Here is a 13,616-nt window from a genome sequence, read left to right on the forward strand (position 1 = left end):
CTTTTGGTTAAAATGAGCCCAAAAATACGAAAACCTTTTACCTTTATCCTATGAAAAATCTCGCCTTTTTATTCCTATTCGCTTTAGCAGGTTGCCAAAGCTCCCATTTGCAGATCGCCTTCAACGAATCGAGCCTCGCTCAGCGGGCTAGTGGCGTGATGATCAAGGACCTTTCGACAGGTAAGGTGCTTTTCGAAAAGAATGCAGATCAATATTTCATGCCGGCTTCTAACATGAAGCTGTTGACCTTTTTAGAGGCGAATAGAATTTTAGGCAGTCAAATCCCTTCCTTTACATACCGGGAAACAAAGGATACCCTCTTTTTCTGGGGTACCGGCGATATTTCTAATCTGCATCCCTCCATCAAAAACACCGCCTTGCGCGATTTCCTTGCGGCTTCCTCGAAAGTTTTAGTGTACGGATCGCCTTTGAAACCCATTCCTGTGATGGGATCCGGCTGGGCTTGGGACGATTATAACGACCACTATTCGGCAGAAATATCGGATATGCCTTTGTATGCGAACTTGGTGAATTTTTCGGCTTCTGAAAAGCGTTGGAAGATTTTGCCAGACGCCTTTGAGGCCGTGGCTAAAACAGGATCAACGTTAGAAGTACGTCGAAATCGCTTGAAAAATCAGTTTGAATTACCGGTCTTACAAACCGAAAAATATGGTGCTCAAGATGTACCATTCATTACTTCGCCAGATATGACGGCCTTTTTATTGACGGATACCCTACATAAATCCGTAGAGACCATGCCGCTCGCGGTTCATCCGGATGCCCGAATTTTTTATGCCGGCAAAATGGACAGTTTATACCTCCCTATGTTGCACGAAAGTGACAATGCCGTGGCGGAACAATTATTAGTGATGATTGCCGCAGAGAAAGGTTGGGATCCCACGCAGGTAATCGAAAACTTGAAAAAGGAGCCAGGTAATGAATTTTTACGAGATATTCGCTGGGTAGATGGCTCCGGTTTATCGCGTTATAATTTAATTAGGCCAAAGGATTTCATCCACATCTTAGAATTATTAGCGAAAGAAGTAGCTCCAGATCGTTTATATACCTTGTTGCCAGAAGCGAGTAAAACGGGGACGATGCGTAATTTGCAAGACCTAAATCCAGGCGTGCGGATGTGGGCAAAGTCAGGCTCTTATGGAAATACCTACGATCTTTCAGGTTATTATCTCACCAAAGACGGTAAGACGCTTGCCTTCTCCGTATTATCGAATCTAGGTAATGCGTCTGTGAGAGATATTAAGAAGTCGGTGGTGGAGTTTTTGAAAGCCATTCACTAAATGGTGAATGGTAAGTGGTAAATGGAGGACTAAGCTGCGTAGCAGCGACTAAATCGCGCAGCGATGACTAAGACGAAGTCGACTATCGTAAGAACTTTCGATAGACTAAAAAGCTCACCCCCACAAACCCTACCACATACACTACACTCCCCAGATTCGTTACCAAAGTTCCGATCAAGAAGAGGGTAGAGATGATCACTAATATCCAAGGTAAAACAGGATATCCCCAGGCTAGATAAGGACGCTTTAGCGTAGGCTCAGAGACGCGGAGCTTTAATAGTGACGCGAACCCGGCTAGGTAACTGGCCACGAAAAAGAAGGTCGCAATATCAGACAGACGTTCGTTTATTTCTTTACCAGCTAACAAGAAAATACAAGCGGAGAAAACGGTTAGATGCGTGGCGGTGGTAGGAGAACCTGCCGCATTTACTTTTTCTGCCTGTTTGAAAAACAATCCATCACGACTCATCGAGTAAATCACCCGCGGGGCGAACATCACTTGCGTGTTCAAGATTCCTAAGATGCTCAACATTAAAAAGACGGTAATCCAGCGGCCCATGTCAGCGCCAAATAAGGCTTTCATCGTATCAGCTGCCGCTAATTTACTCGTTGAAAGGGTGTCGAGTGGAAGACTATACAAGATGCCCACATTGATCAGCAAGTAGATAAATGCGACGATGATGACGCCGATGAACATGGATTTTGGCATGGATTTAACAGGATCCTTATTTTCTTCCGTGAAATAACTAGCGGTGTGCCAGCCGTCGAACGCATAGAAGATGGACAACAAGGCGGTCATGATGCCGGTCGTTAAAGGCAATCCAGTGGGTGCCGTTGTTTTCTGCAAGAAAACGCCACCAGTACCGTAGGCAAAGCAGATGGCGATGAAAATCAATAAGGCCAAAGCCTTGATGCCACTCAGCCATTCTTGGGATTTACCGGCCATCACCACGCCTAATTGATGGAAAAACCACAATAGGGCAAGGATTCCGATGGCACAATAGACTAAATAAGGGCTTAGGCCAGGGAAAACAATGATGAGGTATTCGCTGAAGGTATAGGATCCAAAACCTAAGGCAGTCACGGTTCCTAACCAACTCGTTAGTCCCACAAGGAAACCGACGTAACGGCCAAAAGCCCGTTCGGCATAGCCATACCAAGACCCAGCTTTGGGAATCGATAAGCTTAATTCCAACACACAACTAACGCCTAATAACGCATAAATAGCCACTAAAACCCATAAACTGAGGATTAATCCGGGGTCTTGTAAGGAGGCTGCAATGGGACCTGGTTTACGTAAGATGCCGGTTCCTACGGTTCCGCCGAGTGTGACAGCGATCCCGAAACCGGTGCCTAATACCTTCCAGAGTTTATTTTCCATGCAACACGTATTGACCCACGGTAGGGAAGTGGTCTGAATATTTGATGTTGCGCAAGGTTTGGAAATTGATCGCTTTCCACTCCTCTGAGAAGAATTGGTCGTCTATACGCACTAAATAGGGGCTGCGATTGAGGGTAAAGCCAAAACCAGATCCCGCTTCCTCGAAGGAATTTTTCAAGCGTTCCCGAATCGTTCCATAGGCCCAACCGGAAGGGGTTTCGTTTAAATCGCCTACGACTAAGATGGGATAGGGGCTTTTTTGGATGAGACGATTGATCTGGCTCATCTCCTTTTTATGTTCAATAAATCCTTTGCGGAGTGAAGAAATGATGCCTCGGCCTTCTCTTTTGGCATCTTTATATTCTTGAAAGTACAGCTTGGAGGTCATTTTGTTCACTCGAATGCCCATGGACCAAAGTTGCAAGTTGATCACCCGAATGGTATCTTGATCCTTCACAATATCAGTTAACAGATATCCATTCGCTGAATTTTCAAATTGTTCGCCCTCTTCATGGATGATGGGGTATTTTGAGAAAACCACCAGGCCCATTTTTTCGTGAGAATCAAATAATTGCTTCTTAAGTGGAATGAAGGCGTAGTGCGGGTATTTTTCCTTCAAGAAAGAGACCGTGTGAAAGGCCTTGCGATCGGAATGGGAATAAAATTCTTGGAAACATTTAATGTCTGCGTCGTAATCGCGCATGAATTTCTTCAGTTCTTCTAATGGCTCTTTTTTGGCCTCATATTCATTCGAATACATCCCAAAAACATTGTAGCTCATCACCGTCAATGGTTTTTCTAAAGTAGCTACCGGCTGATTAAAACTAATGGTTCTACCGATAAAACCATAGCCTAGCGCTAACACGATCAAGGGTAAAAGCGCTCGCTTCGCTCGCTGAAAAACCCAGTAAATCAGGGAAATGAGGCATAACAGCTGTGCATAGGGCATCGTCATCATGATAAAGCCAGCAAACCAGTGTTCTACGATCAGGGAATAACTCAAAAGGTAGGTCAATAGCGTGTACAGGCACAATGGCAACGTTCCTAACCAGATCAGGGAAGAGAGAATTTTTTTCTTTAGGGGTGCCTTTGTGTTGCGTTTCGCCATACCCAAAGATACACATTGTCACGCATTTTATAAATTTTCAGCGGAGGTTTGGGTTATTTCAAATTATTTTCTAATTTTGCAATCCCTTTAGGAAAGAACAATTTTAAATAAAATATACGATGGCAAAGGTTTGTCAAATTACAGGACGCAAAACTCAAGTAGGAAACAACGTTTCTCACGCTAACAACAAGACTAAGCGCAAGTTCTACCCGAACTTACAGACTAAGAAATTTTTCTTAGAGTCAGAAGGTGTTTGGGTTCGTATGAAGGTTTCTGCGAAAGCAATTCGCACAATCAACAAAAATGGTTTCGAAAAAACATTAATCGCTGCAGCTCGTAAGGGTACGTTAAGCGTTTAGTTTTCAAAATAATTACCGAAATTAGCCTTCTTGATTTTTCAAGAAGGCTTTTTTTATTTGTACCTACATGTTAAGCGATTTAGAATTTGAGCGTTACCGTAAACAGCTGAATCTTCCCGAATGGCGGAAGGCGCAACAGATGCGTTTGAAAGAATCGAAGATTCTTGTCGTGGGAGCGGGAGGTTTGGGCTGTGGAGCTTTGCCTTTTCTAGCTGCGGCTGGCGTGGGATCAATCACGATTCTAGATGCGGATGTGATCGAATTATCGAATTTAGCACGTCAGGTGCTGTATAAAACAGAGGATTTGGGCGTATCGAAGGCCTTGAAATCAGCAGAAGCTTTGCAAGCTTTGAATCCAACCATCGTCATTCAGGGTATTTCAGAGAATTTAACGGCAGATAACGCATCGAGCTATATAGCGCAACACGATCTGGTCATCGATTGTACGGATAATTTCAAAACAAGGTATTTAATTAATGATACTTGCCTCGCTATAGAAAAGCCATTCGTCTATGGGGCCATTCATGCCTGGGAGGGTCAATTTGCCGTATTTCATCCGGCAGGGCCTTCTTATCGATCACTTTTTCCTGTTGAACCTAGTTCACAGGAAATTCCCGCCTGCGATGAAGTAGGGGTTTTAGGAGTGTTACCCGGAATTATTGGTTTATTGCAGGCCAAAGAAGCCATCTTCTACCTCGCCGGCTTCGAATCGCCGGCACAGCAAGGATTGATGACGTTCGATCTACGCGATTTGCGTCTCAGCTCGTTTAGGCTATAATATCTCCGTACAAGTCGAACTCTTCGGCCTTATTAATTTTCACCGTTACGAAATCACCCAAACGCGCATATTGTTCCGCTGGAATCAACACTTCATTGTCCACCTCTGGAGAATCGAATTCGGTACGCCCCACGAAGTAACCACTCTCTTTGCGGTCGACCATCACTTTCAAAGTTTGGCCTACTTTCGCTTGATTCAATTCCTCCGAGATTCCTTGTTGCAAGGCCATGATCTCGTCAGAACGGAATTGCTTCACGTCCTCCGGCACATCGTCGTTCACTAGGTAAGCGTGCGTATTTTCCTCGTGGCTATAATTGAAGATGCCTAAACGGTCGAAACGCATACGTTCCACGAAGGAATAGGTTTCCTCAAAATCCTCTTCTGTTTCCGTAGGGTAACCTGAAATCAAGGTCGTTCTCAGGGCGATTCCTGGTACTTTCTCGCGAATCGTATGAATTAAATCCTCTGTCTTCTCGCGTGTAATTCCACGGCGCATGTGTTTTAACATCGCGTCTGAACCACTTTGGAGTGGCATATCGAGGTATTTACAGATATTTTCGCGTTCCGCCATGGTGTCTAAGATTTCCAAAGGAAAACCAGCTGGGTAAGCGTATTGCAAGCGGATCCATTCGATGCCATTGACATCAGATAGACGCTCTAGTAGTTCTTTTAATTGTCGGCCAGATTTGCCCTCGCCTTTTAGGTCTAAACCGTAAAAAGTAAGGTCCTGGGCGATCAAGATCAATTCCTTCGTGCCCTTTTTCGCGAGCGATGAAGCTTCTTTCACTAATTCTTCGATAGGCGTGGACACGTGTTTTCCACGCATCAACGGAATGGCACAGAAAGAGCAGGGACGATCACAGCCTTCCGCAATCTTCAAATAGGCATAGTGTGCAGGGGTCGTCAAAAGACGCTCGCCCACTAATTCGTGCTTGTAATCCGCCTTTAAGGCTTTTAATAAACGAGGTAATTCATTCGTCCCAAAGAACGAGTCCACCATCGGGATTTCTCTTTCTAAATCATCTTTATAGCGATGAGAAAGGCAACCCGTCACATATAATTTATCGATTTTACCCGCCTCTTTTGCATCAGCATAGCGCAAAATCGTGTCGATGGATTCTTGTTTGGCATTATCAATGAAGCCGCAGGTATTGATCACGACGATGTTCGCCTTGTCCTTTTTCGCCTCATGGGTCACCTCTAATCCATTCCCTTTTAATTGGGTGTAGAGTACTTCTGAATCGACTAGATTCTTCGAACAACCGAGGGTGATGATGTTGATGGAGGGCTTTGGGGCTACTTTGGTCTTCATGGATTTTTATATCAGCCCGCAATTTACAAAGATTTGACGCTAAAATTGCCCGCAACAGATACAATTGTTGTAGACTTTTAGTAGTATTGTGAAAATCATAAACCTAATTAACATGAACAAAATTGTTTTAACCTGCGCGGCAGTCTGCTTCGCATTTGTGTCTTTTAGCCAAGGAGTAAATGAATTAACAAAGGCTGAAAAGAAGAATGGCACCCAATTATTATTTGATGGAAAAACGTTCACGGGCTGGCACAGCTACGGAAAAGGAGATAAAGTGGGGTCCTCTTGGACAATCGAAGATGGCGTAATCGGTTTCGATGCAGCGAAAAAAGACGGTGGCGATTTAGTGACAAACGAATCTTTCGATAATTACGATTTCTCGGTTGATTGGAAGATCTCGGTGAATGGAAACTCGGGTATTATCTTCAACGTGACGGATGATCCGAAGAAATATTATGCGACATATGTGACGGGCCCAGAAATGCAGGTGTTGCACGATGAAGGTCACCCAGATGGGAAAATCATCAAACACAATTCAGGTGATTTATATGATTTGATTAAATCGTCGGTAAACGTGACGAAGCCGGTAGGCGAGTGGAATACGGCGCGTATCGTGAATAAAAAAGGCTTATTGCAATTGTATTTAAACGGTTCCAAAGTAGTGGAGACTCGTACTGATGATCAAAGCTGGAAAGATTTAATCGCCGGTTCGAAGTTCAAAGGAATGCCTGATTTTGGTAAAGTCATGCAAGGCCACATCGCCTTGCAAGATCACGGAAACCAAGTGTGGTTCAGAAACATTAAGATCAGAAAATTATAAAAAATGAAAGGCCTCGATTTTGCGATCGAGGCCTTTTTTTATGTTACGCTACGTGGATTTGTACGGATTCGCACGGATTATTTCAGTCCTTTCGTCTTTGTCTTCACCCGCAGCAGATTCATCTTCGAAGTAATGAACAAGGTCGAACCATCTTCTCCAAAATTCACATTCGAGTTCGGATTCCCCGTTTCAATTCGTCCGAGTAATTTGCCCGCTGGGCTAATGATCAAAATTCCGCCTGGTCCTGTCGTCCAAATATTACCTTTTGAATCCAGCTTCATCCCATCATAGCCACCACGAATTCCTTGCTTCGCTAATTCGGCTGCATCAAAAAAGACGCTGGGTTCGCCTAAATTTCCTTTCTTGTCTACCGGGAACGCTAAAATATGGGATTCTTTCGGCTCTGATGACCCCACATACAAGATGCTCTCATCTAGGTTCATCGCTAGGCCATTTGGTCTAGCCATCTTATCGTATTGCAAGCTCAATTCGCCTTTTTTCGATATACGGTACACCCCTTGATAAGCTAATTCCTTTGCCGGTTCTTCTTTTCCGCGACCTGGTAAACCGTAGGGAGGATCGGTGAAATAATAGTCACTATTTTTGGCTTGGATGACGTCGTTCGGGCTATTGAGCTTTTTGCCCTCCCACAAGCCAGTCAATGATTTTTTTGATTCAGGTTTTCCCAAAGGCATTTCGGCAATCCTCCTGTCTCCATGTTCGGCTGATACGAGGTTCCCTTTTTGGTTGATAATCAATCCATTCGCACCCGGTTCATAAGAATAATAGGTGGAGCCTGTGTAGCCTGATGGCGTTAGATAAAGCACGGCACCTTTGTTTGCCGTCCATTGGTAGATTTTATTTTCAGGCACGTCTGAGAATAAGAGAAAGTTTCCTTTCTTCACCCAAACCGGACCTTCTGACCAGGTATATCCCTCAGCGACAATCTCAATGGGAGTAGTTGGGTCGATCAAAGTAGTCACAGATTCATCGTAGACGTGAATCTTCCCAATCGTTTTGTATTGTGCGTTCACCGCCGTGCTTAATCCTAGGATTGTGATGAGCGGTAGTATTAATTTTTTCATAGCGTTTTCATCGGTTTATAATTCGTAAATTTACCCAAATTCTCCACAAATGAAATCGATTGCCAGTCCTATTCTCATTCAGCAAATTACCGACGCAATTACACCGAATTATGAGCCATCGGAGGCACGTGCGATTGCTTTTCGTTGCCTGGATTTAGGATGGAATTTGAGTTCGATGGATATTATCTTGAAAAAAGAAGTGGACCTGCCGGCAGATTGGTCATCGCGTTTAGCGCGTCTTGCCGCAGGAGAACCCTTGCAATACGTGATGGGCAAGACCTATTTTCGAGATCATTTATTCTTTGTAAGTGCAGACACCTTGATTCCGCGTCCAGAAACGGAAGAGTTAGTGGATTTAGTTTTAAGTCACGCTCCGGAGAATGCCTCCGTATTAGATGTGGGGACTGGATCGGGATGTATTCCTATTTCTTTGAAATTAGAAAGAACCTCTTTAGTAGTGGAGGCTTGGGATATTTCTACCGCTGCGCTGGGTATGGCTCGCCAAAATGCCAACGCCTTACAGGCAGAAGTAGAATTCAAACAACAAGATATTTTCGCTTGGCCTGCTTCTGTGGGTATCTGGGATGTCATTGTGTCGAATCCGCCCTATGTGACAGAGGAGGAGAAAAAAGAGATGGCGAATCACGTGTTAGACTTTGAACCACATTTGGCCCTATTTGTTCCTAATGATGATGCCCTAAAATATTATGAGGCATTAGCGGATTTTGCGCTGGAACGATTGAGCACAGCTGGCTACTTGTGTCTAGAAATTAACCAGTATTTTGGAACTCAAACCGTAGAGCTCTTGTTTAGCAAGGGTTTCCAAGAAGTCAAGCTTCTAAAGGACTTCAAGGGGAATGACCGGATGATTGTGGCCCAAAAATCAGGTCTTTAAAATTTAAATAGTATTTTTGTTTCAGCTTAAAACCAATTAAAATTTATCAAGATGAATAAGACAGTATGGATTGTTTTGGGAGTGATTGCTCTCGTGATTTTTTGGGGTGTAGGTTCACGTAATAGCATGGCTACATCGGATCAGGACGTAAAAGCGAAATGGGCGAACGTTCAGAGTGCGTACCAACGTCGTGCGGATTTAATTCCAAACTTAGTGAAGACGGTTCAAGGCGTAGCGAATTTCGAAAAATCAACGTTAACAGCGGTGATCGAAGCACGTGCAAGTGCCACACAGATGAAATTAGATTCTAAGGATTTAAGTCCGGAGAATTTGCAAAAATACCAAGCGGCTCAATCTTCTTTAGGGGGTGCTTTATCGCGTTTGATGGTGGTTGCTGAAAACTACCCACAGTTAAAGGCGACGGAAAACTTCTCTGAATTGCAAGCTCAGTTAGAGGGAACAGAGAACCGTATCAAAGAAGAGCGTGATAATTTCAACACGGCAGTTCAAGGTTACAACACGTTAATCGTTACTTTCCCTAACAACTTAATCGCTTCTTTCTCCGGATTTGCAGAGAAAGGATTCTTCCAAGCGGAAGCTGGTTCAGAGAAAGCGCCGGAAGTGAATTTTGACGAGAAGAAATAAGCATGTTGTCAGAAGAACACCAAAACCTGATTTTGCAAGCCATTCACGACGCTGAATTACAGACGTCTGGGGAGATTCGTGTACACGTAGAAAGTCATTGCGCCGGCCACCCGATCGATCGGGCGAAGGAGGTATTCTTTCAACTGGGCATGAATAAGACGGATTTGCAGAATGGGGTTTTGGTGTATCTGGCCATCAAAGACCGCAAGTTTAGTATCATCGGAGACAAAGGAATCGATGCGAAAGTGCCGGCGGAGTTTTGGGAAACGATTCGCGATGAGATGCGTGCCTATTTAGCGAAGAATGAATTCGGAGCTGGATTAGCGCACGGCGTGAAGCGCACCGGAGAGGTCCTAGCGGGCTTCTTTCCCTACCAAGCGGGAGATGTAAATGAATTGTCGAACGAGATCTCCTTTGGCCTTTAACTAGATTCTATGCGCAAGCTTTTATTTCTACTTCTTTTTAGTGTACGACTTTTCGCGCAAGAAGGCATTCCATCTAAACCGAATGGCTATATCCTCGATGAGGCAGGCTTATTAAATCCGGAAGAGGAAAATGCGCTCGAGCAGAAAATGCGCGGTTATGCAGATTCGACTTCCACTCAGTTCGCTATTGTCCTTGTAAATTCGACCAATGGACGAGATCCTTACGATTATGCAATCGATATAGGCAAGATTTGGGGTGTAGGCCAAAAAGGCAAAAACAACGGCGTGGTCATCCTCGCAGCGATGCAGGATCGCAAACTGCGCATCGTAACAGGTCGTGGCATCGAAGATGTCTTACCTGATGCCATTTGCAAACGCATTATCAACCGGACTTTAAAGCCTACCTTCAAGGCAGGAGTATATTACCAAGGTTTAGATGAAGCGACCAACGAGATGATGCGTCGCGCTAGCGGTGAGTTCAAGAACGAGGATAGCGGTGAAGAACCGCAAGGAATTCCTCCATTTATCATCATCTTCCTTATTCTTGTCATTTTCTCGATTATCAAAGCCATTCGTAACCGCGGAGGGGGAGGAGGTCCTGGATCTAGAGGAGGCGGTATGTTTTTTCCACCTATCTTTTTAGGCGGAGGAGATTATGGACGAGGAGGCTCTGGCGGTGGAGGCGGAGGATTTGATTTTGGCGGCTTTGGCGGAGGGGACTTCGGCGGAGGCGGTGCCGGAGGCGATTTTTAATTATCTTTGCATTATGAATAATCTGATCACCCAATCCCTTCAAGAGTCTCAGCAAGTATTAGCTGATTTTTTAGCCAATCCAGCGAAGATCGAAGCCATTGAAAAGGCGGCTGATGTGTTAGTGGAGGCCTTGAAAAAGGGGAATAAGATTTTGTCTTGTGGGAATGGTGGAAGCCATTGCGATGCGATGCATTTCGCAGAGGAATTATCCGGTCGTTACCGGGAGAATCGCCCCGCTTTAGCGGCGATGGCGATTTCAGATCCATCCCACATTTCTTGTGTGAGTAATGACTTTGGGTACAATTACATCTTTTCTCGCTTCATTGAAGGCCTTGGAAACCAAGGCGATGTGCTGGTAGGTATTTCTACTTCTGGAAACTCAGCAAATATTATAGAGGCGGTAAAGTCCGCTCAAGCAAAAGGAATGGAAGTGATTCTTTTAACGGGCAAAGACGGCGGTCAATTAGCGGCCTATGGTTGCCATGAAATAAGAGTGGACCACTTTGGTTACGCGGATCGCATTCAAGAAATCCACATCAAAGTGATCCACATATTGATTCAATTGATTGAATCGAAACTTTTCTAATTAATACGAGGCGTCTCCTCCATCATCATCACCCATTACCACATCCACCATTTTGCGGAATAGGTCACCTATGCGCGGAGCTGGCTTCGAAGGTTTGGAATCCGTATATCCGGTTTCTTTCGCCATTTCTTTTACGGGAGCACTCGCCATAGCGGCTTCATCTGCTTCTGCTGTTTCTTGCTGATCGTAATAAACCTGTACTAGGCCAATGACCGTTGCGAAAGATGGGTCTTTGATTTCCGTGGCAATAGCTGGGTTAGTAGATGTCGCGTTCGGGTCCCCGATACGGGCGTCAAGGCCGGTGAATTTTTGGAACAACTCATCGATATACGGAAGCTGAGCTCCTCCACCCGTTAACACTAGACCGGCTTTTAAGTTCTTGATATCGGTATGCTTGGAGATTTCAGCCACAAGGATGGCCGCTAATTCTTTCAAACGCTCTTCGATAATAATAGCTAAGTTCTTCACAGAAACAGGCGTAGCCTTACGGCCTGCAATACCCGGAATCATAACAACTTCACTGACTGGAATGTCTTTTTGGATAGCTGATCCGAAACGTACTTTCAACGTCTCTGCGTGATCACGTGAGATATCTAAACCAGATTGAATATCATCCGAAATTAAATCGCCACCCCAGTTTAAAACGGTAGCGTGCTTTAAGCGGTTATTTTGGAAAATGCTGATCTCAGTCGTTCCACTACCTAGATCCACTAGCACGACTCCTTCTTGTTTCTCTTCTTTATTTAAAACCGAGCTAGCTGTTGCTAAAGAACTGAAATAGACATTTCCTTTCTTCAAGTGCTTCGTCTCCGCTGATTTCAAACACTGCGTTAACAAGTCGTTCTTGCTCGGATTTGCCGAAATGAAGACAAAGTCGGCTTGGATTTTTTGGCCGATTTGGCCGATAGGATCTAAGGTTTCAGGTAAATTGCCTACTTTGAAACCAATAGGTAAGGTATGTAAAACGCAAGGATTTTTGTCTGCAAACGTGCGTTTCGCTTCTTCAAAAAGGCTCATCACCTCGTTGTTTGAAACGGCTTCTCTCTCGTTTTTGCGTATTTTAGATAGGCTAAATGGTTGTACTTTAATGTGCGAACCTGACAAGTTCGATGCGAAGAAATGTTCCGAATTTTTTCCGTCTAACACGTGTGAAATTTGGTTCATCGCCTCAGAAATCGCAGCCGTTGTTTTATTGATATTAACAATCTCCCCGTTTAACACATTATTGTTGTTCACAGAGGATCCTGTCGCTAAAATCTCTAATCTGCCTCGGTCGTTTTGCTTTCCTGCAATCGCCCTCACATGAGAACTACCAATGTCTAAACCGATAATTAAGTCGTTACGCATTATATTTTTTTTGTAGAACGGATATTAAATTAAAACATTTGGTCATTATTCGCAAATAACCTGATTCTTATATTTCAGCTGCACCCAGCTGTACTTATTCCAACCTTTGTTGGGGATCACTTTTTGGTAGAATATGAACAATTTCTTGAATTTGTTTTCGATATTCATGGGTAGGCCAAAGTCGATGCGCGTTGTCCCTATCGTCGGAATTAACACAATTCCACCATCTTTAGCTACGATGATTTGGGAGATTTGCGCTTTCCAAAATTCGTTATTCTCAATAAACTGAAAGAAGGGAATTAAGGTCTTGCCGCGTTTATCTTGCAGGTCTCTTTTTCCATCGAAATAGGGGCCACCCGTTATTAGAATGCGGGGTGTGAACAAGGGACTCGTTCCAATGAATTTTCCATCTTCTGAAATGTATTGATCAGGGAATGGGGATGTGCCTATGGTCGAACGAACGATACGTGCAATGGGCTTGTATTCTTTGACCGATACCGTAACCACGCCACTGAAATCATGGTGAGCTTCACAAGATTTTACTAAGGGAATGCGCTTGACGCGTTCTTCGATTTGACGTAAGGAAATCTGGGTGATGGGTTTGTCTAAGAAATAGTCGGTCCCCTGTTCAGACACCATTAATTTAATGTCTTTTTTGCTTAATAGAGCCTTTTCATTCTCAGAATCGAGACTTACTTCCACTCCCTTGCAAACAACTTCATTAAAGCTAATTTCTGCAAAAACGACAGCAGCCAGGATGAAGGTGAATAAAATCACCATCCCGATTACTTGCTTGATTAACGTCGCGTTTGCCTTCATTTTGA

The 13,616-nt window shown here is 44.1% G+C and carries 15 protein-coding genes; 9 read left to right on the forward strand and 6 right to left on the reverse strand.

The features are described 5' to 3' along the window. Nucleotides 1–50: 50 nt before the first annotated feature. On the forward strand, nt 51–1,298 hold the full coding sequence (locus G9X63_RS02265; RefSeq protein ID WP_252623856.1) for a D-alanyl-D-alanine carboxypeptidase: 1,248 nt from the start codon (nt 51–53) through the stop codon (nt 1,296–1,298). Nucleotides 1,299–1,380: 82 nt separating this feature from the next. Here the strand turns inward: G9X63_RS02265 and G9X63_RS02270 are convergent, their stop codons facing one another. Next, on the reverse strand, nt 1,381–2,679 hold the full coding sequence (locus G9X63_RS02270) for an APC family permease (RefSeq protein WP_252623859.1): 1,299 nt from the start codon (nt 2,677–2,679) through the stop codon (nt 1,381–1,383). Then, complete coding sequence (locus G9X63_RS02275; protein WP_252623861.1) at nt 2,669–3,787, reverse strand: endonuclease/exonuclease/phosphatase family protein; 1,119 nt, start codon at nt 3,785–3,787, stop codon at nt 2,669–2,671. The genes G9X63_RS02270 and G9X63_RS02275 overlap by 11 nt, the downstream gene beginning before the upstream one ends. 119 nt (nt 3,788–3,906) lie before the next feature. Between G9X63_RS02275 and rpmB the strand changes: the two genes are divergently transcribed. Together rpmB and G9X63_RS02285 are read left to right on the forward strand one after the other, a co-directional pair. Next, nucleotides 3,907–4,146 carry a 50S ribosomal protein L28 gene (rpmB, locus tag G9X63_RS02280; protein ID WP_130894998.1) on the forward strand — a complete coding sequence of 80 codons (240 nt, stop codon included), beginning with the start codon at nt 3,907–3,909 and terminating at the stop codon, nt 4,144–4,146. A gap of 67 nt (nt 4,147–4,213) precedes the next feature. Continuing rightward, complete coding sequence (locus G9X63_RS02285; RefSeq protein WP_252623863.1) at nt 4,214–4,924, forward strand: HesA/MoeB/ThiF family protein; 711 nt, start codon at nt 4,214–4,216, stop codon at nt 4,922–4,924. Here the strand turns inward: G9X63_RS02285 and rimO are convergent. Beyond that, a complete protein-coding gene (rimO, locus tag G9X63_RS02290) occupies nt 4,914–6,236 on the reverse strand; it encodes a 30S ribosomal protein S12 methylthiotransferase RimO (RefSeq protein WP_130895000.1) in 1,323 nt (440 codons plus the stop codon). The genes G9X63_RS02285 and rimO overlap by 11 nt on opposite strands. A gap of 112 nt (nt 6,237–6,348) precedes the next feature. Between rimO and G9X63_RS02295 the strand changes: the two genes are divergently transcribed. After that, the gene (locus G9X63_RS02295; protein ID WP_252623865.1) at nt 6,349–7,056 is read left to right on the forward strand and encodes a 3-keto-disaccharide hydrolase; all 708 of its coding nucleotides are present in this window, start codon (nt 6,349–6,351) and stop codon (nt 7,054–7,056) included. A gap of 77 nt (nt 7,057–7,133) precedes the next feature. Here the strand turns inward: G9X63_RS02295 and G9X63_RS02300 are convergent, their stop codons facing one another. Next, on the reverse strand, nt 7,134–8,141 hold the full coding sequence (locus G9X63_RS02300; RefSeq protein WP_252623867.1) for an SMP-30/gluconolactonase/LRE family protein: 1,008 nt from the start codon (nt 8,139–8,141) through the stop codon (nt 7,134–7,136). A 49-nt stretch (nt 8,142–8,190) separates the two neighbouring features. Between G9X63_RS02300 and prmC the strand changes: the two genes are divergently transcribed. From prmC to lpcA, 5 genes are read left to right on the forward strand one after another with little or no spacing between them, the layout of a single operon-like run. Beyond that, nucleotides 8,191–9,036 carry a peptide chain release factor N(5)-glutamine methyltransferase gene (prmC, locus tag G9X63_RS02305; RefSeq protein ID WP_252623868.1) on the forward strand — a complete coding sequence of 282 codons (846 nt, stop codon included), beginning with the start codon at nt 8,191–8,193 and terminating at the stop codon, nt 9,034–9,036. Between the two features lie 51 nt (nt 9,037–9,087). Continuing rightward, nucleotides 9,088–9,681, forward strand: coding sequence for a LemA family protein (locus G9X63_RS02310; RefSeq protein ID WP_223131202.1), 594 nt, complete (start codon nt 9,088–9,090; stop codon nt 9,679–9,681). Nucleotides 9,682–9,683: 2 nt separating this feature from the next. Then, nucleotides 9,684–10,106: a TPM domain-containing protein gene (locus G9X63_RS02315; protein WP_130895005.1), complete on the forward strand. Its 423-nt coding sequence runs from the start codon at nt 9,684–9,686 to the stop codon at nt 10,104–10,106. Between the two features lie 9 nt (nt 10,107–10,115). Continuing rightward, nucleotides 10,116–10,859 (forward strand): TPM domain-containing protein, encoded by a 744-nt coding sequence (locus tag G9X63_RS02320; RefSeq protein WP_252623869.1) that lies wholly within the window; start codon nt 10,116–10,118, stop codon nt 10,857–10,859. Between the two features lie 13 nt (nt 10,860–10,872). Further along, the gene (lpcA, locus tag G9X63_RS02325) at nt 10,873–11,445 is read left to right on the forward strand and encodes a D-sedoheptulose 7-phosphate isomerase (RefSeq protein WP_252623882.1); all 573 of its coding nucleotides are present in this window, start codon (nt 10,873–10,875) and stop codon (nt 11,443–11,445) included. Here lpcA and ftsA read toward each other — a convergent pair whose 3' ends face one another. Together ftsA and G9X63_RS02335 are read right to left on the reverse strand one after the other, a co-directional pair. Next, nucleotides 11,446–12,792: a cell division protein FtsA gene (gene ftsA / locus G9X63_RS02330; RefSeq protein WP_252623885.1), complete on the reverse strand. Its 1,347-nt coding sequence runs from the start codon at nt 12,790–12,792 to the stop codon at nt 11,446–11,448. It lies immediately after the preceding gene. A 45-nt stretch (nt 12,793–12,837) separates the two neighbouring features. Then, nucleotides 12,838–13,611 (reverse strand): cell division protein FtsQ/DivIB, encoded by a 774-nt coding sequence (locus G9X63_RS02335; RefSeq protein WP_252623888.1) that lies wholly within the window; start codon nt 13,609–13,611, stop codon nt 12,838–12,840. Nucleotides 13,612–13,616: the final 5 nt, after the last annotated feature.

The sequence above is a fragment of the Aquirufa antheringensis genome, assembly GCF_023921165.1.
GTDB classification, from domain to species: domain Bacteria; phylum Bacteroidota; class Bacteroidia; order Cytophagales; family Spirosomataceae; genus Aquirufa; species Aquirufa antheringensis.